Source organism: Paraburkholderia sp., from assembly GCF_035656215.1.
In the GTDB taxonomy this organism is placed as follows: domain Bacteria; phylum Pseudomonadota; class Gammaproteobacteria; order Burkholderiales; family Burkholderiaceae; genus Paraburkholderia.
The window spans coordinates 1-22669 of sequence record NZ_DASRSY010000319.1; the positions used below are offsets into that span (position 1 = coordinate 1).

Consider the following 22669-nt stretch of genomic DNA (forward strand, 5'->3'; position numbering starts at 1 on the left):
CGAGCTTATCCGAATCCGTAGACCCAGCCTTCTTGATCCCATCCGCTATCGACATCAGCGCCGAATACCCCACCACCGACCCAAGCCGCGGATAGTCGTGATACTTCGCCTGATACGCATCGACAAATTTCTTGTTCGCCGCGGTATCGATCGAATACCACGGATAGCCCGTCACGATCCAGCCAGTCGGCGCCTCGGCCCCCAGCGGATCGAGATAATCCGGCTCGCCCGTCAGCAACGACACCACACTCCGGTCCTTAAACAAACCGCGCGTATTGCCCTCACGCACAAACTTGCCGAGATCGGCACCGAACAACACGTTGAAAATCGCATCCGGCTTCGCATCGGCGATCGCCTGTGTGACCGCGCCAGCATCGACATTGCCCAGCGGCGTCGCCTGTTCGGCGACAAACTGCACGTCCGGCTGCGCCGCCGTCATCAGCTTCTTGAACGTCGCCACCGCCGATTGTCCGTACTCGTAGTTCGGATACACCAGCGCCCAGCGCTTCTTCTTCAGCTTCACCGCCTCGGGCACCAGCATCGCGACCTGCATATACGTCGAAGGACGCAGACGGTACGTGTATTTGTTGCCGTCGGCCCAAACGATCTTGTCAGTCAACGGCTCGGCCGCGAGGAAGAAAATCTTCTTCTGCTTCGCGAAGTCGGTCAGCGCGAGACCCGTGTTCGACAGGAAACCGCCGAACAGCAATTGCACCTGCTCGCGTGCAATCAACTCCTGTGCAACGCGGATCGTGTCGCCCGGATTACCGTTGTCGTCGCGCGATACCACTTCGAGTTGTTTGCCGAGTACGCCGCCCGCCGCATTCACCTGCTCGAGCGCGAGATTCCAGCCGTTCTTGTAAGGCCCGAGAAAGGCGGGCTGCGCCTTGTAGCTGTTGATTTCCCCGATCTTGATGGTCTGCTGTGCGCTCGCGCCGAAAGCAGCAAGCGATAGCACCGTTGAAACCGTGAGGCGAGAGATCCATCCTGCGCGCGTGGTCATGCGTTTCTCCGTTATCAAAAGGATTGCGGGAATGCGGTCGTTTTTATCAAGCGTTGAAGCGTTTCGCGATTCGTTCGGCGAGCCGTGTTACGCGTTGTGCTGCGAGCTGTACTGCAAATGGTGCTGCGAGCGATGCTGCAAACCGCGCTGCAAACCCTGCTGCAATGCGTTCCGCAACGTCACTCTGCCCGCGGCGTCGCGCGGATTCTGGCGACGCTCGCCGTGACGTCCTGCCATGCCGGCTTGCCGCCGGCAAATTGCTGACGCAGGTATGACACGAGTTCGGCGACCTGGGCATCGTTGAAACTGTCGCGGTAAGCCGGCATCGTACCGAGTTCGGGGCGCGCAGGCGAGCCGATACCATCGAGAATCACACGAATCAGATTATCAGGCGTCGTGCTGTGCAGATTCGTGTTAAGCGCCAGCGACGGATGCGCGCCAAACAATTGCGGCCCACTGCCCGTGTGATGACAGGCGGCGCACGCGCCATCGAAGAGACGTGCACCAAGGCCTGTTGCCGTACCCGTAATCGTGCTGGCCTGCTCGTATTGACGCGCCATCGCCACAGGATCCGCGTTGGGCTCCAGGGGACTCAAAGACGCCAGATACGTCGCCATCGCACGAATGTCGCTGTCGGGCAACGCCGCCAGATCGCTAACAACCGGCGCCATCGGCCCGGCCGCCACGCCATGCAGCGGCGCGTGCCCGTAGCGCAGATAGCTGAACAGTTCGTCTTCGCTCCAGGGCACGGGTGAGTTGGAAAGCGTCGATAACGCGGGGGCTTCCCATCCTTCCGCCATGCCGCCGCCCATGAACGCCGCGCCGGTTTTCTCGGCGCCGAATGCATTGCGCGGGGTATGGCATGCGCTGCAATGACCGAGGCCGTTCACCAGATACGCCCCGCGATTCCATTGCGCACTTTGCGTCGCGCTGGCGGTAAACGTATTGCGTCCGAGGAAGAGCCCGTTCCACACAGCCATCAACGGCCGTACGCTGAACGGATACGCCAGCTTCGTTTCCGGCGGTCTGGAACGCACCGGCGTTTGCGCCATCAGGTACGCGTAGAGCGCTTTCAGATCGTCGTCGGACGTGTTTTTGAACGACGTGTAGGGAAACACGGGGTACAGACGATGCCCGTCGCGGCCTATCCCTTGCCGCATCGCCCGTACGAATGCTTCGAACGACCATTTGCCGATGCCGGTCTGTCCATCGGGCGTGATGTTGGTGCTGTAGACGGTGCCGAATGGCGTATCGAGCGGTTTGCCGCCTGCATTCGGCACACCGTTGTGCGCGGTATGGCAAACCGCACAATTACCCAGCGACGCAAGCAGTTTGCCGCGCGCCACCAGTTCGGGCGCAAACGCGCTCGCGAGCGGCGGCGTAATCGGTGCAATGGCGTGTGGCGACATCGCCAGCGCACCCAGCCAACCAGCCGCGCCCGCGGCGAAAACGCCGAGAAAACCGCGCCGCCAACGCTTCTTTTTGCGCGCGGCCGCTTCTTCCGCTTGCGCATCGGCGAGCGCGGCGCGAATGGTCTCCGGTGTGAACGGTGGCCTGCGAAAACGCACACCTGTCGCGTCGTACAGCGCGTTGGCGATTGCCGCGGCGCCAGGCAGCGACGCCGATTCACCGGTGCCCATCGGCGGCTCGCCATGGCGTGGCATCATCACCACTTCGATTACCGGCACTTCACGGAACGTCAGGATCGGATAGGCGCCCCACTCCTGACTCGTCACCGCGTTCTCGCCGAACGTCACGCGCTCTTTCAGCGCGCGGCTGGTCGCCTGAATCACGTTGCCATGTATCTGATGACGCACGCCGTCCGGGTTCACCATCGTGCCGGCGTCCTGACCGACCACCACGCGCGTCACGGCAAGCTCACCGCTCTTGCGATTCACCTCGACGTCGGCGACCCACGCGGACCATGCCGCGCCGAAGCCGGGAAATTTGCTATGCACGTAGCGGGCGTAAGCGAAGCCTCTGCCGCGCGCAATGTCGCCGTCTTCCTGAAATTCTTTCGTGGCGATATCACGAGCTTGCCAGCCAGCCTTCTCGGCCACGGCCTTGACGAGATCGATCGCACGCGGATCAGTGAGATGCTTCAGCCGAAACTCAACGGGATCGACGCCCGCTTCCACCGCAAGTTCGTCGATGAAGGACTCATGCGCGAACGTGTTAGGCAACGCGGACACGCCCCTTAGCCACGACGCTCGCACGATTGGCGGCGTGTCATCGCAGACAATGCGCATGGTCCGGTAGTCGTACGGGGGCACGGACGTGCGGTCGCCCATTTCGAATACTTGCGGCTGCGCGGAGATGGTTCCGGTGAGCAGCAGCGCTAACGTGGGGGCATCGTTCGACGGATAGCGCGTCGCGAAGTCGTAGGCAGCGAGCTCGCCTTCCGCACTTAAAGCGCCGCGCACATCCATCAATTGCGCGGCGCCTTTCGGCTCCCACGCATGCTCGTCTTCGCGCGATAGTTGCACGCGCACCGGACTGCCGGTTGCACGCGATAGTAGCGCGGCGTCGGCGGCGACATCGTCCGCGCAATTACGGCCGTAGCAACCTGCCGCGTCCATGCGCACGATTTCGATGTGCGCTTCATCCAGTGTCATCAGCAAAGCGAGATCGGCGCGCAACGAATGGGGATTCTGCGTGCCCGACCAGACTTTCAGCTTCGCATCCCGGTAGTCGGCCACCGCGCACGACGGTCCAATCGACGCATGCATCTGAAACGGCCATACGTAGGTCCGTTCCAGCGTTCGAGTCGGGTCTTGTGCGAGTGCCGCGTCGACGTCGCCTTCGATTATCAGATCGCGTCGTGTGGCCGGATTCGCTCTTAGCGCAGCTTCCACTTCCTCGCTGGTTTCGAGCGGCGGCAAACCCTCTACGGCTTTCCACCGCACATTCAACCGCTTCACCGCCTGCTGCGCGACCTCTTCGCGCTCAGCCACGATGCCGACGAAATCGCGAATCACCACGACCTTGACGATGCCGGGCAGGTCACTGATGGACTCTTCATCGACATGCAGCAGACTGTTGCCCATGAAGTCGCCCTGCGCAACACCCGCATAAGGCGGCCGCACGACACGGCCATGCAGCATGCCCGGCACGCGCACGTCATGCACGAAGCTCAATTCGCCGGTTGCCTTTGCCGGAATATCGACGCGCGGCGTGCTCTTGCCGACGATCTTATACGCGTCTGGCGATTTCAAAGGCGCATCGGTCGAGAGCGTTAATTCGACGCGCCGCCCGGCGATCAATTCGCCGTAACTCATGCCCTTTATTAAGTCGCCCTCGCGCTGAACAACCACACCGTCGCGCACATCGAGTTTGTCGGCACTTACGTTCAGGCGTCGCGCCGCTTCCGCCAACAGAAACTGCCGCGCCTGCGCCGCCGCGTGCCGCAACGGCACGGCCGAAATCTGGATCGTGGCGCTCGCAATCGTGGGCCCCTGATTCGGCGCTTCGTTCGTGTGTCCCAGCACGATCGATACACGCGTCAGCGGCACGTCGAGCTCTTCTGCGACGATCTGCGCGAGTGCCGTGCCGATACCGGTACCGAGATCGACATGTCCGTTGAACGCGACCACGCTGCCGTCGTCGCGCACGACGAGAAACATGTCCACTTCCGTCGGCACGAACGATGACCGCGACCCCGGTTGTCCAACCGCGGCTCGCACCGGCGCTTGCGGCGGCCGCGTGACGATCAGCACATTCTGCGCGTCATAGAGCTGCTGCCGCGACGGCGGCACAGCCCGGCGATCGACACTGAAATCCGGCCCGGTCATGCGCGCGCTCCCTGATCCAGCACCGGTTGCATGGCGAGCAATTCCGCTGCGCGCTGTACCGCACGCACGATCTCGACATGTGTGCCGCAGCGGCAGAGATTGCGCGACAACTCCCGCCGAATCGTCTCGACACTGGGATGCGGATCGCGATCGAGCAACGCTTTGGCGGTCATGATCATGCCGTTCAGGCAATAGCCGCACTGCGCGGCCTGTTCTTCGATAAAAGCCTGCTGCACCGGATGCAGCGCGTTACGCGTGCCCAGTCCTTCGAGCGTGGTGATTTCACGCCCCAATGCAACCTTCGCGGTCGTCACGCATGAACGCGTCGGCATGCCATCGAGCAATACCGTGCACGCGCCGCACTCGCCAAGTCCACAGCCGAATTTCGGACTGTTCAATGCAAGGTCGTTACGCAGCAGATAAAGCAGCGGCGTGTCAGCGGCTGCGCTGACGAGATGCATCGCGCCGTTGACGTGGAGCGCAAGCGGCGCCGGGCGGTTCATGAAAATGCCGGCCACGCCGTGCGGCACGCGTTCAAAGCACCACCGGCACTTCGGTCGCCGGCGGCGTATTGCGGCTGCGCCGGCAGCGGATCAAACCATCGATCATCACCATCCCGACGCCGGGGATATCGCCGAGCTGCACGCTTTCCAGCAGCGTATCGGCAGCCGTATGCTGCGCGCGGTCCATAAAGACGAGGTCGGCGGGACGGCCCACTTCGATCAACCCTTGCCGCAGATTGCGTTGTCGTGCAGTGTTGCCGGTCGCGAAGCAGAAGGCGATTTCAGCGGGGATGTCGGCGAGGCTGGAGATCAGCGCGATCATCCGCAGAATGCCAAGCGGCTGCACGCCGGAACCCGCAGGGCTGTCGGTGCCGAGAATGATCCGATGCGGACACTTCAATTCGATCGCATGACGTGCGGTGAGCAACGCGATTCGCTCGTTGCCGTTGTGAACGATTTCGAGCGCGCGGCTCGATTGCTCGCATAGATCGCAGACATGCCGATAGGAAAGCGACGTATGGCCGCCGTTGATATGGCCGATCACGTCCGCGTCGGCTGCGAGCACCACGTCCCGATCGATCAGGCCCGAGCCGGGAATCGACGGACCGCCCGTGTGAATCGTGCTTTGAATACCGTACTTGCGTGCCCACGCGACCATCTGCCCCGCTTCCTCGCCGCCCTTCACGCTACCTAGACCCACTTCGCCGAGCAGCTTCACGCCCGCTTCCGAGAGTTCCTTGAAATCCTCCTCGACCATGCCCTTCTCGATCACCGGCGCACCCGCCATGACTTTCACGCCGCCACCGACGCCCGCGCCGCGCATCCCTTCGAACGAACGTTGGGCCGTAATAGCAAGCGCCTTTACGCCGACCACGTCTTTCGGACGGCCAGGCAAATGCACTTCGCCGGCGGAGATCATCGTCGTCACGCCACCGTTCAGATTCGATTCGATCCAGCCCATCTGATTCTGGCGCGGCGTCCAGTCACCGAACACCGGATGCACGTGCGAATCGATCAGGCCGGGGGCGACCGTGGTGCCTTTGCAGTCGACCGTCGTCCGCGCGCCCTCGAGGTCGCAATCTTTCTCCTTGCCGATCGCGACGATCACGCCGTCATCGATCACCAGTGTGTTCGCGTCGAGAATCGGCTGATCGATGTCGCCGGATAACAGCAGACCGATGTTCGTGATTGCGACCTTGCCCGACAAGCCTGTCAACGTCTCTGCTGCCATCTGCCTCTCCTTTCGCAACGACTGTCCGGCGCAGTATGCGTGCACGCGCTGCACGCTTCATGCGCCGATGGAATTACACGCTCAGATAAGCGCGCCTCACTGTTTCGTTCTTTGCGAGTTCACCGATCGTGCCGCTGAAGCGAATCTGTCCTTTTTCGAGGACATACGCGCGGTCGCTGACCAGCTCGGCGAAGTGCAAGTTCTGTTCGGACAACAGAATCGACAGCCCTTCGCGTTTGAGTTCGAGAATCATGTTTGCCATCTGCTCGACGATCACGGGCGCGACGCCCTCGGACGGTTCGTCGAGCAGCACCAGATACGGATTGCCCATCAGCGTGCGCGAGACGGTGAGCATCTGCTGCTCGCCGCCGCTCATCTGGCCGCCGGGGCGCTTCGGCATTTCGCCAAGATTGGGGAAGAGCCGGAACAATTTTTCAGGCGTCCACTCAGGCGCGCCGTCGCGCGGCGGCTGGCGGCCTGTATCGAGGTTTTCCATCACGGTCAGATCGGAAAACACGCGGCGGTCTTCAGGCACGAAACCCATGCCCATGCGTGCGATACGATACGGCGGCATCGCCGTGATGTTCTGCCCGCGAAAACGCACTTCGCCCTGACGGCGCGGCAGCAGACCCATCACCGCTTTCATCGTCGTCGATTTGCCGGCGCCGTTGCGGCCCATCAGCGCAACCACTTCGCCGCGGCCGACTTCGAGGCCGACGTCGAACAGAATGTGCGCGCGGCCATAGAACGCATTGAGACCGGAGACTTTCAGCATCGGCTCGCTCATTGCAGCGCTCCTTGCCCTTGATGGCCGCCTGCCGCTTCGTGCAGCGGCGCACGCGGCTGAAAGGTCTTGCCAGTGCCAAAATAAACTTCCTGTACACGTGCGTCGTTGCGGATCGTTTCGGCATCCCCTTCCGCGATCAGCTTGCCGCGCGCGAGCACGATCATGCGATCGGCGTACGCGAATACAACGTCCATGCTGTGCTCGGTAAACAGCACGCCGATTTTGTGCTCAGTGACGAGTCGCTTGGTCAACGCCATCAGTTCGTTGCGCTCCTTTGGCGCCATGCCGGCAGTGGGCTCGTCCATCAGTAGTAGCTTCGGGCGGTTCGCCAGTGCGATAGCGAGTTCAACGCGTTTGACGTCGCCATAAGCGAGCACACCGCAGGCGCGGTTCGCGTCGGCGCCCATGCCGACCTGTTCGAGTAGCATCATGGCTTCATCGGCGTAGCGCGAGCCCGCGGGTTTCCACAGGCCAAATATCTTGCGTTCACGCGAGACCAGGGCCATCTGCACGTTCTCAAGCACGGTCATCGAATTGAAGGTCGCGGCGATCTGAAACGTGCGGCCGACGCCCAGTCGCCAGATATCGCGTGGCCGCATGCCGACCAGTTCATGATCGTCGAGGCGAATCGAACCGGACGACGGCTGCAGTTGCCCATTGACCATGTTGAAACAGGTCGACTTGCCCGCGCCATTCGGACCCAGCAGCGCTAACAGCTGACCGGCTTCGAGATTGAAGGAGACATCGTCGACCGCTTTCAGGCCACCGAACGATTTGGAGAGGCCCGAGACGCGCAGCAAGCTCATAGCCCCTCCTTGATCGCGGTACCTTGCGATGGCGATGAGGCGCGCTCTTCAGCCTTATCCACCGTGTCGTCGCCAAAACGCTCACGGACAAAACCGACGATGCCCTGCGGAAACGCAATCACCAGCAGCAGAATGGCGAAGCCCAGCAACGCCTGCCAATAATCGGTTTGCCGCGCGACGGTGTCCTGCAGCCAGGTGAACACGGCGGCGCCGACGATCGGGCCAGTCAAGGTCTGCAAGCCGCCTAGCAGCACCATCACGAGGCCATCCACTGAGCGGCTCACGCTGATGACCTCCGGTGAAATTGTCCCTTTGGAGAAGGCATAAAGCGATCCGGCGAGCCCGCAAAACAGCGACGCGACGACGAAGGCCGCCCACTGCACGCGTTTCACATCGATGCCGATCGCCTCGGCGCGCAGCACGGAATCGCGCGACGCCCGCATCGCGTAGCCAAGCGGCGAGAAAAGCATCTTGCGCAGCAGCCATACACCGAGCACGGCGCAGGCGAGCGTCAGATAATAAAAAGCCACTGGCGACGACAACCAGTTCGACGGCCACAAGCCGAGAATGCCGTTACTGCCGCCCGTCACGTCGTCCCACTGGAACACGACCGACCAGACGATCTGCGCGAACGCGAGCGTCAGCATCGCGAGGTAGACGCCTGAGAGACGCACGCAAAACCATCCGAACACAAGTGCGCCTGCCACCGCGAGCAGCGGGCCGAGCAGCAACGCGGCTTCCATCGGCAGGTTGAGGACTTTGAGGAACAGCGCCGCGCCGTAGGCGCCCAGGCCGAAATACGCGGCGTGGCCGAACGAATGCATGCCGCCGGGGCCCATGATGAAATGCAGACTCGTTGCGAACAACACAGCGATCAGGATTTCAACCAGCAACACGGGCATGTAGGGAAACGCATTGGCCGCAAGCGGCGCGAGTACCAGCACCAGCAACGCGATTGCCGCCAGCCACTTCAGGCGCTTGCCTGCTGGCCTCAATGGCGCTTCAGGCGCGGCCATGCCCCGCACCGCGGCGCTCGCTTTTCCTAGCAAGCCCCAGGGCCGTACCACCAGCACCACCGCCATCACGACAAATTCTGCAACGAGCGTAAAGCGGCTCAACGACAGATCGATACCAAACACCGACACGTGGCCGATGCCGATGCACAAAGCCTTGATCTCGGCGATCAGCAACGCAGCGACGAACGCGCCAGGAATCGATCCCATGCCGCCGACCACGACGACGACGAACGCATTGCCGATGGTCTCCAGATCCAGCGACAGATTCGCCGACATCCGCGGCCCTTGCAGCGCACCGCCCAACCCCGCGAGAAACGCGCCGACGAAAAACACCCCGGTGAACAGCCACGCCTGATTGATGCCGAGCGCGCCGAGCATCTCGCGATCCTGTGTCGCGGCGCGCACCAGCGTGCCCCAGCGCGTACGCGTCAACGCGTACCAGAGCAGCAGCAACACCACCGGCCCGATCACGATCAGCGCGATATCGTAGGTCGGCAGCGGATGGCCGAGAAAATCGACTGCGCCCGCCAGATGCGGCGCACGTGGGCCGAACAGGTCTTCCGGACCCCATAGCCATAGCGCGGCGTCGCGGAAAATCAGCACCAGCGCGAACGTGGCCAGCAGATGAAACAACTCGGGTGCCTGGTAGATACGCCGTAACACGATCATTTCGACCAGCGCGCCGAGCACCGCGACCACCAGCGCAGCAGCCAGCACCGACAGCCAGAAGCCACCCGTCGTGTGCCCGAAGCGGCTCGCAATGCTATACGCGACATAGATGCCGAACATATAGAACGAGCCATGCGCGAAGTTGACGATGCGCGTCACGCCGAAGATCAGCGACAAACCGGCGGCGACGAGAAACAGCGTCGACGCGTCGGCGAGTCCATTGACCAGTTGTACCAGCAAATTCGAAAGCATCGCGACCCTTGAAAGAACTCAACGCAAACCGTCTTCGCCCTTGATCTCACTCACCTGCAAGCCGCCGATCCGCGGCAGCGGCCGGCCGGAGGCCGTCACCGCGACCGCGACGACGATTTCATTCGCGCGCGGCGCGTCCGACACGCGCGCTTCGATCGCGTCGAAATGACTGCGCACGAAGGCGGCGTCCTTGTGACCCAACGGCACGTCGATTGCGGTGCCGAGTGTGCCCATTTTTTTCGCGGATGGCACCAGCGCCGCACCCTTTTCGACCGCGACCCGCAGCGGCGCGCCGAGCTTGGGATGCAGGATCGCGGCCGCATGTTCGAGTTCGCCCGCTTCACCGACGATTGCCGCCTTGCCATAGCTTTGCGCTTCGCCCGGTTTGATGCCTAGCGCTTCGACGCATTTGTTGCCGAGCAATCCACCCAGTTCCTCACCGGCTTCGATCAGTGCGTCCAGTTTGGCCTCGTAGCGGCCCGCATAGGGATTGTCGATCACCGCAATGGCGACTGCACGGCGCGTCGGCGGCTCGATGGCCTGCCCCATTTCAATGCGTGTTTCATCGACCTGCACGACCAGCTTGCGAAGCTTGATTGCCATCTCGATCTCCGGGATTCGATTCGTGTTCTGTCTGACTGCTTAAGCTCATTGCTTCAGCCAGTACTTCAATTTAGCGCTTTAGCGCATTGCGTGAATCAACCGCCATTCAGCGCAAGCCGTCCTTGCCCACAATCGCCCCTTTCGCCAGTCCGCCGACACGCGCATGCACGCGCTGGCCCGTGCTCATCACGAGGATATACACCAACTCGTCCGCAGCGGGGGCGCCGGGCACGCGCACTTCGATCGCATCGAAATGGCTGCGCACGTAGCTCGCGTTGACATGCGTCAGCGGCACATCGAGCGCGGTGGAAGGCGCGCCGACTTTCTTGGTCGACGGCACGATGGCATTGGTCGGCACGCCGTTCTTCTCCAGCAATTCGCGCATTGCATAGCCACCGGGGACATGCCACAACGCACCGTGCTCGAGTTCACCACGCGAGCCGATAATTGCGCCTTTACCGTAGCTTTCGATCGATGCGTGCGGCACGGCCATTGCCGCGAGCAGCCGTTGCGCCATGTCGAAGCCGATTGGCTTGAGCGCTTCCATTGCGTGTTCGATCCTGGCTTCGTAGCGGCCGGCGAACGGATTCGTCATCACCGCGGCAATCGCGCCGCGCCGTAGCGGCTGCGCGGGCGCGGGTCCGAACTCGTGAAAAATGTCTTCGACGTGCGTCAGCACGCGGCGTATTTCGAACACGGAGCCTCCGTAGTTATTTGCGCGCGATGCGTCAACAACGCGCCATTCTGCTGAGCACCACCGGTGACACGCACGCGCCCTTGCAGGAACAACGCGGCGCCTTCGATCAAGCCCTGTTTCTGTAAGCGCTGCGTGGCGTCGACACCACGTGCGAGCGCGAAATCGATCAACGGTTGCGGCAAGGACGGTACGTCGACGGTCACGAGCAGGTCACCGAGATCGCTGTCGTCCTTCAATGAGGAAGCCGGTCTGCGTACGATGCCCGCATGATCCAGATTGACGGCGTTGGCGATCACCGTCGCGGCGGCATCCGCGGTGGCGGCGTTGCGGGCGAGCACGGTCACGCTGTCGGCGATGCCGAGGCTGAAGCTGCGCCCGCGCCAGCCGCTTGTCGCGACGCCGCGAATCGGGGTGGCATCGTCGAGCGTCAGGTTCGCGTCCAAAGCCAGATCGCCCGGCAGCCTCGCACCGGAGAACGCTACCAGATCGGCGAACACGCCCACGCGGTACTGCTGACCTTTGGTCAGATAAAGTGCGATGTCGCCACCGTTGTTGATGAAAGCGCGCGATATGCCTTCACGCGCGAACGCCGTGATCAATTCGTCCGCGACGCTGCCTGCCACGGCTGCCATCGGCGTGATGTAGCGCGCACGGTGAGGATGACATGCGCTCCACATGCGGCGGGCTACGGGGCCTTTCAACGCGCAATCGCTATGAGCCGCATGGCTTGGCACAGGTTGCCGCAGCAGCTTCAACTCGCCGACCAACTCAGGCAACACGTCAGAAAAGCGCGCCCAGCACGCCTCGTAGGCTGCCTGCACGGCCAGGGGCTCGCCGTCCGCGCTGAGAATCAGATCGATTGGCCCATGCTGCCAATGCCAGCGGGCCGCATCGAGTTGGGTACGGGTTGCGTTCATCGTGTTCGTCGCGTTCGTCGTATCGGTCACGTTATTGCCGTTAGCCGAGCATCGGCGGCATGGCGGGCGGCCACGGATTGTCGGGATTGCGCGCCAGGGTCCTGCGTGCGAGCGGCGCCCCTTCCGTATGTTCGGGTCCGTTCGCCAGCACGCTTGCCAATGAACGCACTGCGTCGAGATGGCCGCCGAGATCACGATACGCGTCATAAGTCATGGTGAATTCGATCGGCGCGACGATCGCGGGCGTCGGCACGGTGCCAAACGATCGATCGGGCATGCGCGAAACATCGACCATCACGGTAATACCGCCGCCCGGCCACACATAGGCCGGTGCACCACCACATGTTACGTTCACCAGCTTCTGTTTGATCGCCCGCGTGAGCAGAACCGGGTTCTCCGTTGCCCCTGCTCGCAAGCTGCCGCCCGCGCCCCCGAGAAACAGTACTGTCGCAAGCGACGGCTCGCAGTTCTCGCCAATTCGCTCGACCGTGCGGCGCACGGCGTCCGGCATGGCCGCAATGCGTGGCACCAGATCCTGATCGAGTTCATACCACTGCGCGTGTTCGCCGGTGGTGGATACCATCAGCAGGCGCATGCCCGGTTTCGCCACGGCGGGATCGAAACCTTCGACAATCGCGAGCGGGTCCTGAATATCGGTGCCGCCCCAACCGGTGCCGGGATTCGCGACCTGAAAATAGCGGCCCGGGGTCGATTTACGCCCGCGAATCTTCAACCCTGAACGCGTCATGCCGAGGCAACGGCCCGCCTGGTGTTCGGTGAGTACGCCGGTGATGTGATCGTCGACGACCACGACTTCGTCCGCGTGACCGAACCATTGCTTCGCGAAGATGCCAATGGTGGCCGACCCGCAGCCCACCCGCATACGCTGCTCCTCGACGCCGTCGACAATCGGCGCCACGCCCGCGCGAATCACCAGACTCGCGCCGCCGTCGATGGTCAACTCCACCGCTTCCTTGTTGCCCAGTGCGAGCATCATGTCGCACGTTACACGGCCTTCTTTCTTGCTGCCGCCAGTCAGATGATGAACACCGCCGAGGCTCAGCATCTGCGAGCCATACTCCGCCGTGGTCACATGCCCGACGATCTCGCCATGGCAACGCACGTTCGATTGCTCCGGCCCGAGAAAGCGGTCGGTATCGATTTTCACCTTGAAGCTGCAATAGCTGAAAATGCCCTCGGTGACGACGGTGATCATGTCGACGTCGTCGAGCTTCGAGGAAACGATAAAAGGTGCGGGCTTGTAGTCGGGATAGGTGGACGATGCACCAATGCCGGTGACGAACAGTGCCTGTTCCGCGGCAGGATCGTGTACTTCGGACGATGCACCAAATTCGACCGTGGCATCCGCACCATTTGTGATCGCTTCTGGCGAATCCGAGGTGCGCGAAAGAAACACCACAGGGTCGACGCGAATCAGACGCCCATCCGCATTCGCATAACGATCGCACGCACCGGTGCGGCCCTCCGATATCTGGCACAGCACCGGGCACGCATTGCATTCGATCTTGTTCGACGCCATCCGCTCGCTGCGCGGCACCGCTTTCTCGAGCACGGTCGGACCCGGCGTCGAGGCGGTGTCACCGTCCACGCGCTCTGCACCGAAATCGACCTTCGTATGTTCTGTCATGGTGGGGTTCCCATACGACGACATTACAATCGGTCCTGCCCGGTTGACGAATAGCCCGCATTTAAAGGGACTTTCGCGTGATCCGCTTTTTTCCATGTTGCGGTCACTCACCGTTCGTGTAGTATCCGCTACACCAAACATGCTTGAAATCTACTCGATCAAAATAGACTGCGCAACGAGTTTCCCGGCGAACATCGGAATGCTGCGGCGCGGCATCGTCGCGTGAATCACGAATCAATCTACGCCGAAGCACATGATCGTGCAGGGCATTTCGTCGCGCGTAATATGGGCTGTATGATGAAGACGCGTCGTGCTCAAACGCACCTAAGCGTGCCTTAGCGGCTCCGGCGCATGCTGTTCAACCTGACGCAAACAAAGAGATCCGAGACCGCCATGAGTCCCACTGCCGCCCGCAAGCCGGGCGCTATCGGCATCCGAGCGAAACAGGCGCAAGACACCCGCGCCAAGATTCTCAAAGCGGCAATCAAGGTCTTTGCAAAGCAAGGCTATGCAAGCGGCCGGGTCGAAAGTATTTCGAAGGCCGCGCGTTCGCACGACCGGATGATTTATTACTACTTCGGCAGCAAGGAACAGTTGTTTGTCGAAGTCCTGGAGACGATCTACACGCAGTTCAACGAGGCCGAAAGCAAGCTCGATCTCGATCTGGACGATCCCGTGCACGGCCTCGAACAGATGGTCGAATTCGTCTGGCAGTACTACCTCGATCATCCCGAGTTCGTCACGCTGCTGTCGAGTGAGAATCTGCATCAGGGCAAGCACGCGAAGAAATCGTCAAAGCTGAAGGAGATTTCGGGCTATGCGATTTCAGTCGTGCAGAAGTTACTGGATGCGGGCAACGCGCAAAACGTTTTTCGTAGCGACGTCAAAGCGCGTGATGTGTATCTGATGATTGCGTCGCTCGGTTATTTCTATAACGCCAATCAGTACACACTGGGTGCGTTTCTGGGTGAACCGCTGATGGATAAGGCCGCCCTCGCGCATTGGCGCGAGGTCATCAAGGATACGGTGTTGCGCGCGGTGCGCTTGCAGTTGCCGGTTGCAACCGCAGTAATGAATGAGAGCAGGATTGCCTGAAGTGAGTGTCGGGCGATTCAAGAATACACTGGAAATCGCATCATGACCAAATCGGCTGCATCCTTTCCTATCCCGCAGGCCCGCATAGGCTTCATGGCTCCACGTGTAGCGAATGAAGCCGCCGAAATGAGCAGCGGCACATCGCAGATTCACCAACATCACCGCTCTTGCGTGAACCGTTTAATCGTACATACCGCCCGGGAAGGTCCGGCAAAATGACTATGCAGACATGACGAGCGCGCTCTTTGATTGTGCTGATTTCTACAAGGATCGCGCAGTCGCGGAGGAAGTAGCGCTTTCTCTCACCGCAACCGACACGCTGTACATTCTCGACCCCGATGTGTGGGATGACATTCTGCGACGCGGCAACGCCGAGCGGAAAGCATCGACTGTGAAATGCGTCACCGCACACAAGCGGTGACGTCGCAGCACTGACCACCACTGGCGGCCACCACACTGCAGCAACAAAAGAAAGCGCGATTGCTCGCGCCTTTTTACAAAGCTACTATTTGCTCGAGTCGCCCTCGGGAAGACCTGTTCAAGGTGACTCTAACATTCCCCTGCGACCGTCTATCAGCGCGTTTATCAGGCAATCTAACGATAACTTGTAGACCATAGTGCCGCCGGGATAGGTCCGAATAGTTCAACCTCAAGATTATCCAGTCCTTTCTCGCGATTGATCACAACAACCGGATTTCTGTCTAGCAATACTTCCAATGTCACGAAGTTGTACTCGTCAGGTGCCGACGACCAAACGGTCTCCACTCTTTCGACTATCTTAGTTTTCTTAACGAATATTTGATTAGCCATCGTCGATTTCCGCTCTCGGTTTAGGTGTATGCATCAACTGATCAATTTTTATCAAAGCCTGAATCAATTCGCCGAGACGAACTTTGCGAGCCATCGAGCCACCCGGTTCGGATCCACCTAATTCGGCCACAAGATTCTCCACCCCATTTTCCTGATTGACACGGACAACAGGATAACCGTCCAGCAGAACTTCGAGGGTCAACTCTTCATATTCGTCCATAACCGACGACCAGACCACTACAAAGTCAATTTTCTAAACACCAAAATAGATGAAGGGATCGTCTAGTTCCCATAAAAGAAGGCGCGGCTACCCGCGCCTTATTCGAACCTTTAATCTCCGTCGTTGGCTAACGTCTCTTCACGAAATATTTGCGCTTTTCTCAATATCTCCTCCCACTGTTCTCTACTAAGCGAGAAGCCGCTTTCGGACGGATAGAAATTAAAGACTAGTTCGTCATTTTCGGTAATCACTATCTGCATGAATGGAGAGAATTGGCCAACCCAATATGGGTCGTTATCCTCCAGCAAAAAAACGAAAAGGTACGGGCGACGAACGCTAGCGTCGTCGATGTCTTCAAAGGCCAACTTGGTCATCATTTTCTTCCTCCAAAGCCGATCGATTCACTGCTTCTGAATCAACTCGCGCCCGTGCCGCCCAGGTGGACAGCGATTCTGGCAACGGTCAGAGTTTGCCCCTGTCGCTAATATGCACAATCTTTAGCGTCGTCCAGTCCGGCTTTTTCAACGGTCCATCGCCCCATCGCAGGAACTCCAGTTGAAACAGACGATCGGCCGCGTCAGCAAGTAGGAGGACGTCCACTACCGCGCCGTCTGCGTCTTTCAGTGTGCCCTCATACGGGTACGTATGCTGTCCCCGCTCTTGGGGGCGCTGGTAGCCGTCGATATGGAAGAGAATTAGCGAATTGTCATCCAGCATCGGCTCGGCGTGAGCGTTTGCCAAGTCGTGTGTGAGCCTCGCTTCGTCCTCGGGATCGAGTCGTGCCGCGACCTCACGAATAAACGACTTCTCTTCGTCGGTTAGTTTACGATCCATGTCACTTGATCACAAAAATTGTTCCAACGTTAATATCGCCGTTTGGCAACATATATGCTCTCCATTGGACAGGCTGCCCGTCAACTTCAATGCGTCCCATTTGATGCTGCCCGGGAACCATGTCAGAACGAATCCGGCGTAACACATCGGCGATGATGCCTTCGGCCTTGTCCAAGTCTAGATTATCGGCCTTCGCGCGATTAATGTAATGGTCTCGCTTGAAAGCAATACCGTCCAAGCCGTTAGTACCGGTCGGCTTGCACAGGTTGGCGATCCCATTGACCGCGCCACGAATCGTGCCGGCAATCCCGACAATACCGAACGGGTCGTCGTTGTCCGAGGACATCTGCCAACCCCAGCTCAGTGCGGGATTGAACATGCACTCGATACAGATCGGAATGAGCCCCGGCTCAGCCGATGCCCGAAGCAGTGAGCGCGCCCATCCGAGCGTGCCCGGTGGCGGCCCAACCGGATTGATACCCGCCTCGTAGTTATCGAGCCACTGGTCAATCTCGTCGCTGCTGATCGAAACGGACGCACCGCCGTTCGTCGTCACTGTGCCGCTGCGGGAGACCAGTTCAGCATTTGCCGCATAGCCGTAGTCCACGTTGAGAACGCGTGCCACCTGGCCGTTGGACGGCGCAGCGGCCTCGTCGTATCTGAATCGCGTGATGCGGCCGCGTGGGTCGTAGGTGATCCTGGCAGTAAAACCGTTGCTGGATTGAAGCATTACGCGGTGTGCAGCATCCCGCCCAAAGTTTCCACGCAGCCACGGCGTCTTGAGGTTCTGTGCGGTCTCCAGATTGCCGGTGGTGTCGTAGAAGTAGACCCAGTCCTCGGTGAGCTGGTTATTGATGTAGACGCGCGCGCCGGTCACGCGATTCAGCGCGTCATACCGGATGCCAGTGGTCCGCTGCTGCTCACCGTCCCACGCGGCATCGAACGCACTCGCGCCTGTCAGATCACTGGTCTTGCGTTCGCTGTACCCGGTAATGTTGCCGCGATCGTCGTAGACGAACGTGCGCAGCTTGCCGGGTGACGCGATCATGTACGGCCGGATACCCGTCGCGTCGGCATAGCGTGTCGAAACTGTCCTCGTTCCAGTGGCCGGGTTCTGCGTGGTCCAGCGGACAGGTCGACCCGTATCGTCGTAGCTGTAGTCGGCCGTGCCGCCGCTTGCGGTGGTCTCCCTTAGCACATTGCCCGATCGGGTCCACGCGGTCGAAGTAGTCGCCGATGCTGAAGTGCTTCCGGTAGGCCGGAGCATGCCGCCGATCGACGAGAAGCCCAGTGTTGTCGTGCCCCTGCTGTCGGTAACCGCAGTCGAGCCACTGCTATAGGCGAACTGGACGTTGCGGGTCGTGTCCGGGTGGCTGACCGCCGTGGCCCTGCCGTCCGCGTTATAGGTCCACGTCGCGATGCGCGTGCCAGTCTCGTCAATCTCACCGGTGATCGCGTTGCTGAAGCGGACGTCGTCGTACACATAGCGGTGGACGTTGGCATCGGGCCAGGTGACGGAGACGAGGTTGCTGTTGGCGTCGTAGGCATACTGGGTGATGCCACCCATTGGATCCGTCAGCCTGGAGATGCGGGCCTTGCTGTCGTAATCGAGACGGAGCGTCAGGTCGAACTTCGCCTGCGCATCGTCGCCGTGCTGCGTAATCGTGGTGAGGCGTCCCGAACCGTCATAGCTCAGGGTTCGCGTAAAGCCGTTTTTTGTGCGCTCCGAAAGCAGAACACCTTTCGAAGAGTACGTTTCGGCAGTGCCGGCAAGCTGGTCTGTCAGTAACCAGTCCGTGCCGTTCTGCGTCAGCGTGAGTCCAGTGAATGCCGCCGTGCGCCAGTAACCGCCTGACCAGCTGAAGGTGACTGGCTCACCGCTCGCGCGGAAAGCAACGACTTTGGATGAACCGCCGTTATTGGCGCTCGCGAGGTTGAGTTGACGCTGCCAGTTATGGAACCAGACCGGTCCCATCGCATTGCCGGAAGTGCCGAGCGACACTGAACGATAGGTGCGGGAGAACACCATCGGCATGTCGTCGCCGCTGACGAAATCCGCGCTGTCGAGCGTAACGGCACCGCTACCCGGATAGACCGGATCGGCAACCGGGCAGGACTTCTCAGGCTGTGGATCGGTTTCGCCCGCGCACCATTTGTTGATGAGATCGAGGTCGTTCAGGCATGCATAGCCGCCGGGCCCACCCGGCGAATTGCTCGCAGCGTCGATAGCGCAGAACTTGCTGCCCTGGATGGCACCTGATTTTGCGTAGCGTGTGGTGCAGTCATTCTGGTAATCGGCATTCGCACTGAAGGCGACCAGTAGCAGCACGAATGCGACAAGCAGACGGGCCAGATTGCCTGCTGGCCCGTAAGGCGGTTTGTTTATTCTCATATATCTCCCTTTTGTAACGCGCCGTTAAAAACGTAATAAGGCGACACTGCATCGGGGAGCGCGGCGTCAAAATGGGAAAATTCTGAAAAACGCTATTGTGCGACACATCTTCACGGATCGGCTGAAATTGACAGCATCGAAGCGGGACCAGTGCGGGTCCGTGCGCAACAACCCCCACCGTGCGGGCATCCAGCGGAGTGAAATCCATGAAAGGTACGAGCTACAACGAAGGGGAATATCCGGCGCGGGTCATCGTTGACCGCGACACCATCAACGATTTGCAGATTCCACTGCGCGGCATCATTGAACTGCGCGAACTGGAAATGAGAGCGGAGGAAAGCGGCACGAAGTAGTGTGTACGCGCAAAAAAGCCCGCTTGGCGGCGGCCTGCCTTAGACACACGAACGGAGAACCTTGCTTACAGCGGAGCGCCACAAACCTCGCCGCAAACGTAGCCGCAACTTTGATTGCACTATCTTTGTGCCTTGAATTATGCAGTCGCGCATGAATGACCTCAAACAGCAAAACCGTTTCGGCTGCGTCAACCGTCAATTCGCGTCTCTTGTCGATATTTTTGTTTAGTACTTTAATTTGTTGCTCGATATCGATGCTGTCCACGTTGCGTCCCTAGCAGACGCTTGCGGGAAGGTATGTGTAGCGACTCGATATGTTCAAGCCGCTACCGTCTGGCGGAAAAGGCGACCTTGTCGCATGCGGGCGAGTTTCGGCGCGGCCCACACGCCGCGCCACTCGTGCAGCGTCGTTACGGCTTGGCCGCCGCGGTGTCGTCTTCGCGGAACAGTTTATCGGCCAGGTGAAACGCCGAATTGGCAGCTGGCACGCCGCAATAAATCGCGGTTTGCAACAACACTTCCTTGATCTGCTCGCGCGTCACGCCGTTGTTCTTCGCGGCGCGCAAATGCAGTGCGAGTTCTTCGCTGCGATTGAGCGCGACCATCATCGCGATGGTCAGCAGGCTGCGCGTGTGGCGCGGCAATCCTTCGCGCGTCCAGATTTCGCCCCATGCATAGCGGGTGATCAGATTCTGGAACTCGTCCGTCAACTCGGTGCGATTCGCCAGCGACCGATCGACGTGTGCGCTGCCCAGCACCGCGCGGCGCACACCGAGTCCCGCTTCATAGCGGTCTTCGTCGTTCATTTCTGCTCCGTCAGGAAGTCGAGCACGGTCTTCGTGAAGGCCTCGACCTTCTCGATGTTGGAAATGTGCGATGAGTCCAGTTCGACGTAACGCGCGCCCGGAATTGCTTGCGCCAGTTCGCGGCCCTGTGCGGGCGTTGCGGCCAGATCGTGCGTGCCGCTGATCACCAGCGTCGGCACCTTGATGCCAGGCGCTTCAGGGCGCAGATCGGCGGCGTCGATGGCGTCGCAATTCGATGCGTAGCCTTCCTTGTCGGTGTGCACGAACACGTCGCGGATCATCGCAAGCACGACTGGCTCCCGTTCGATGTAGTCGGCGGTGAACCAGCGCGGCAAGACCGCATCGGCCAGCGCGACCATGCCTTCCGTGCGTGCCTTCGCAGCGCGCGGCACCCACACTTCCGGCGAACCGATGCGCGCCGCCGTATTGCACAGCACGACGCGTTCGAGACGATTCGCATGACGCGCGGCCAACGCGACGCCAGTGAGCCCGCCCATCGACAAGCCGCAGAAATTCGCGCGCGCGATCTTCAGCGTATCCATCAGGCCAAGCACGTCGCCGGTCAATTGTTCGATCGTGTACGGACCTTTCGGCGCTTCCGAGTGACCATGACCGCGTGTGTCGTAGCGCAGCACGCGGAAGTGTTTAGACAGTGCCGCGACTTGCGGCGTCCACATCGACAGATCGCTGCCGAGCGAATTCGACAACACGATCCACGGCGCGTTGCCGTGACGGTCACCGTCGATTCGATAATGAAGCTCGGTACCGTTGACTGCGGCGTAGGGCATGCCGGTTACTCCTTGGAAGTGGCGCGTTTGGCGCGCGTGTGATGAAGTGCCAGCGCGGCGTCCACATAAGCGTGCGCCTGGCCGACGTATTGAGCGGGATCGAGCAGTTGCTTCAGGCGCTCGATCGAAAGATGTTCGGTCACTGCGGAGTCCGCCGAAAGCACGTCGAAGAGCGTCTTGCGTTCGGCGATTGCCGCTTTCGATGCGCGCTCAACCAGATGATGCGCATCGAGCCGGCCGATGCTGTCGCCGAGCGCGAGCATCACCGCTTCGCCGAGAATCAATCCGTGCGTGACGTTGAGATTCGCGGCAAGGCGCGGCACATTTACGTTGAGACCCGCCGCGATCTGCTCGATGTTCGCGAGCGCGCCGCCTGCAAGGCGCGCAAGGTCCGGCAGCGCGTCCCACTCGGCTTGCCAGCCGCCGAGCGCGCGCTCGTGCTCCTGCACCATGCCGGCGAACACCGTGGCCACCAGTCCGGGCGCGCGCGTTGCGGCCGTCAGCACCGCAGCGCAGCCGACCGGGTTGCGCTTGTGCGGCATCGTCGACGAAGCGCCCTTGCCTGCCGCGGCGGGCTCGGCCAGTTCGTCGATTTCGGTTTGCATCTGCAGGGAGATATCGCGCGCGATTTTGCCGAGCGTGCCAATCAGCATGCCGAACAGCGCCGCTGTTTCGGCGATGCGATCGCGCTGCGTGTGCCACGGCAAGGTGGGCACAGCGAGCCTGAGTTCCTGCGCCAGCGATTGCGTCACTTGCGGCGCCGCGTCGCGCAGACTCGCCAGCGTGCCCGCCGCACCGCCGAATTGCAGCACCAGCACGCGAGCACGCAATTCATCGAGGCGCTCGCGATGACGCAGCAACGCGTCGAGCCATTGCGCGAATTTCAGACCAAGCGTGATGGGCAGCGCCTGCTGCAGCCAGGTCCGGCCGATCATCGGCGTCGCGCGATGGGTGGCCGCGAGTTTTGCCACCGCGTCGCACGTGGCTTGCAAACCGTTGTCGAGCAGATCGAAGGTGTCGCGCAATTGCAGCACCGTCGCCGTATCGATGATGTCCTGGCTCGTGGCGCCCCAATGGACGTACTTTGACGCTTCGGCGTCCGCCGCTTTGACGCGTGCGGTGAGTTGTTTGACGAGGGGAATCGCGAGATTGCCGCCGAGTGCCGCGTCGCGCGCCAGTGCATCGGCGTCGAGTTGATCGGCCTGACAGGCGCCCTCGATCGCGGCCACGGCGGTGTGTGGGATCACGTTATGGGCGGCCGAAGCGCGTGCGAGCGCGGCTTCGACATCGAGCATCCGTTGCAGCGTGGCACGCGGCGCCCAGATGTCGTTCATCGGCTGCGTGCCGCAAAGAAGGCCGGTCAGACGGGCGCTGGAGTCGAGCATGATGGCGTCGATGAGGAAATCGAAAGTGAAAGTTTCGCCGGGGCTTTCCGGACGCGCTGCGAG

The 22669-nt window shown here is 60.9% G+C and carries 21 protein-coding genes; 3 read left to right on the top strand and 18 right to left on the bottom strand.

Annotated features, from left to right (window positions below; all coding sequences use genetic code 11):
• The 11 genes from VFE81_RS18240 to VFE81_RS18290 all read right to left on the bottom strand — a co-directional run.
• Nucleotides 1–1003: ABC transporter substrate-binding protein (locus VFE81_RS18240; protein ID WP_325045932.1), on the bottom strand; the 1003-nt coding region annotated here is incomplete at its 3' end.
• 179 nt (nucleotides 1004–1182) lie between these two features.
• Nucleotides 1183–4794, bottom strand: coding sequence for a molybdopterin cofactor-binding domain-containing protein (locus VFE81_RS18245; RefSeq protein WP_325045933.1), 3612 nt, complete (start codon nucleotides 4792–4794; stop codon nucleotides 1183–1185).
• Nucleotides 4791–5297: a (2Fe-2S)-binding protein gene (locus VFE81_RS18250; RefSeq protein WP_325045934.1), complete on the bottom strand. Its 507-nt coding sequence runs from the start codon at nucleotides 5295–5297 to the stop codon at nucleotides 4791–4793. The genes VFE81_RS18245 and VFE81_RS18250 overlap by 4 nt, the downstream gene beginning before the upstream one ends.
• 31 nt (nucleotides 5298–5328) lie before the next feature.
• Nucleotides 5329–6528, bottom strand: a complete 1200-nt coding sequence (locus VFE81_RS18255) for an amidohydrolase family protein (RefSeq protein ID WP_325045935.1) — start codon at nucleotides 6526–6528, stop codon at nucleotides 5329–5331.
• Between the two features lie 73 nt (nucleotides 6529–6601).
• Nucleotides 6602–7315 carry an ABC transporter ATP-binding protein gene (locus VFE81_RS18260; protein WP_325045936.1) on the bottom strand — a complete coding sequence of 238 codons (714 nt, stop codon included), beginning with the start codon at nucleotides 7313–7315 and terminating at the stop codon, nucleotides 6602–6604.
• Complete coding sequence (locus VFE81_RS18265; RefSeq protein WP_325045937.1) at nucleotides 7312–8121, bottom strand: ABC transporter ATP-binding protein; 810 nt, start codon at nucleotides 8119–8121, stop codon at nucleotides 7312–7314. Before VFE81_RS18265 ends, VFE81_RS18260 begins: the two co-directional genes overlap by 4 nt.
• Entirely contained in the window at nucleotides 8118–10058 is a 1941-nt protein-coding gene (locus VFE81_RS18270; RefSeq protein WP_325045938.1) for an ABC transporter permease, read from the bottom strand. Before VFE81_RS18270 ends, VFE81_RS18265 begins: the two co-directional genes overlap by 4 nt.
• Before the next feature lie 18 nt (nucleotides 10059–10076).
• Nucleotides 10077–10661, bottom strand: a complete 585-nt coding sequence (locus VFE81_RS18275) for an amino acid synthesis family protein (RefSeq protein ID WP_325045939.1) — start codon at nucleotides 10659–10661, stop codon at nucleotides 10077–10079.
• A 106-nt stretch (nucleotides 10662–10767) separates the two neighbouring features.
• Nucleotides 10768–11358, bottom strand: coding sequence for an amino acid synthesis family protein (locus tag VFE81_RS18280; protein WP_325045940.1), 591 nt, complete (start codon nucleotides 11356–11358; stop codon nucleotides 10768–10770).
• On the bottom strand, nucleotides 11334–12275 hold the full coding sequence (locus VFE81_RS18285; protein WP_325045959.1) for a UPF0280 family protein: 942 nt from the start codon (nucleotides 12273–12275) through the stop codon (nucleotides 11334–11336). The genes VFE81_RS18280 and VFE81_RS18285 overlap by 25 nt, the downstream gene beginning before the upstream one ends.
• A 40-nt stretch (nucleotides 12276–12315) precedes the next feature.
• Nucleotides 12316–13923 carry a 6-hydroxynicotinate reductase gene (locus VFE81_RS18290; RefSeq protein ID WP_325045941.1) on the bottom strand — a complete coding sequence of 536 codons (1608 nt, stop codon included), beginning with the start codon at nucleotides 13921–13923 and terminating at the stop codon, nucleotides 12316–12318.
• Between the two features lie 393 nt (nucleotides 13924–14316).
• Between VFE81_RS18290 and VFE81_RS18295 the strand changes: the two genes are divergently transcribed.
• Complete coding sequence (locus tag VFE81_RS18295) at nucleotides 14317–15018, top strand: TetR family transcriptional regulator (protein ID WP_325045942.1); 702 nt, start codon at nucleotides 14317–14319, stop codon at nucleotides 15016–15018.
• A 229-nt stretch (nucleotides 15019–15247) separates the two neighbouring features.
• Nucleotides 15248–15439 carry a hypothetical protein gene (locus VFE81_RS18300; RefSeq protein ID WP_325045943.1) on the top strand — a complete coding sequence of 64 codons (192 nt, stop codon included), beginning with the start codon at nucleotides 15248–15250 and terminating at the stop codon, nucleotides 15437–15439.
• Nucleotides 15440–15820: 381 nt separating this feature from the next.
• Here the strand turns inward: VFE81_RS18300 and VFE81_RS18305 are convergent, their stop codons facing one another.
• The 4 genes from VFE81_RS18305 to VFE81_RS18320 form a co-directional block, all read right to left on the bottom strand.
• Nucleotides 15821–16048 (bottom strand): hypothetical protein, encoded by a 228-nt coding sequence (locus tag VFE81_RS18305; protein WP_325045944.1) that lies wholly within the window; start codon nucleotides 16046–16048, stop codon nucleotides 15821–15823.
• A 110-nt stretch (nucleotides 16049–16158) separates the two neighbouring features.
• Nucleotides 16159–16425, bottom strand: coding sequence for a hypothetical protein (locus VFE81_RS18310; protein ID WP_325045945.1), 267 nt, complete (start codon nucleotides 16423–16425; stop codon nucleotides 16159–16161).
• Nucleotides 16426–16510: 85 nt separating this feature from the next.
• Nucleotides 16511–16882 (bottom strand): DUF6984 family protein, encoded by a 372-nt coding sequence (locus VFE81_RS18315; RefSeq protein WP_325045946.1) that lies wholly within the window; start codon nucleotides 16880–16882, stop codon nucleotides 16511–16513.
• Nucleotide 16883: 1 nt separating this feature from the next.
• The gene (locus VFE81_RS18320) at nucleotides 16884–19274 is read right to left on the bottom strand and encodes a DUF6531 domain-containing protein (protein WP_325045947.1); all 2391 of its coding nucleotides are present in this window, start codon (nucleotides 19272–19274) and stop codon (nucleotides 16884–16886) included.
• 206 nt (nucleotides 19275–19480) lie between these two features.
• Between VFE81_RS18320 and VFE81_RS18325 the strand changes: the two genes are divergently transcribed.
• A complete protein-coding gene (locus VFE81_RS18325) occupies nucleotides 19481–19627 on the top strand; it encodes a hypothetical protein (protein WP_325045948.1) in 147 nt (48 codons plus the stop codon).
• Nucleotides 19628–20037: 410 nt separating this feature from the next.
• Here VFE81_RS18325 and pcaC read toward each other — a convergent pair whose 3' ends face one another.
• Genes pcaC through VFE81_RS18340 form a run of 3 tightly spaced genes read right to left on the bottom strand, consistent with a single transcriptional unit; the run spans nucleotide 20038 to nucleotide 22606 of the window.
• Entirely contained in the window at nucleotides 20038–20433 is a 396-nt protein-coding gene (gene pcaC, locus VFE81_RS18330) for a 4-carboxymuconolactone decarboxylase (RefSeq protein ID WP_325045949.1), read from the bottom strand.
• On the bottom strand, nucleotides 20430–21221 hold the full coding sequence (gene pcaD / locus VFE81_RS18335; RefSeq protein ID WP_325045950.1) for a 3-oxoadipate enol-lactonase: 792 nt from the start codon (nucleotides 21219–21221) through the stop codon (nucleotides 20430–20432). The genes pcaC and pcaD overlap by 4 nt, the downstream gene beginning before the upstream one ends.
• A 5-nt stretch (nucleotides 21222–21226) precedes the next feature.
• On the bottom strand, nucleotides 21227–22606 hold the full coding sequence (locus tag VFE81_RS18340; protein ID WP_325045951.1) for a 3-carboxy-cis,cis-muconate cycloisomerase: 1380 nt from the start codon (nucleotides 22604–22606) through the stop codon (nucleotides 21227–21229).
• Nucleotides 22607–22669 lie beyond the last annotated feature (63 nt).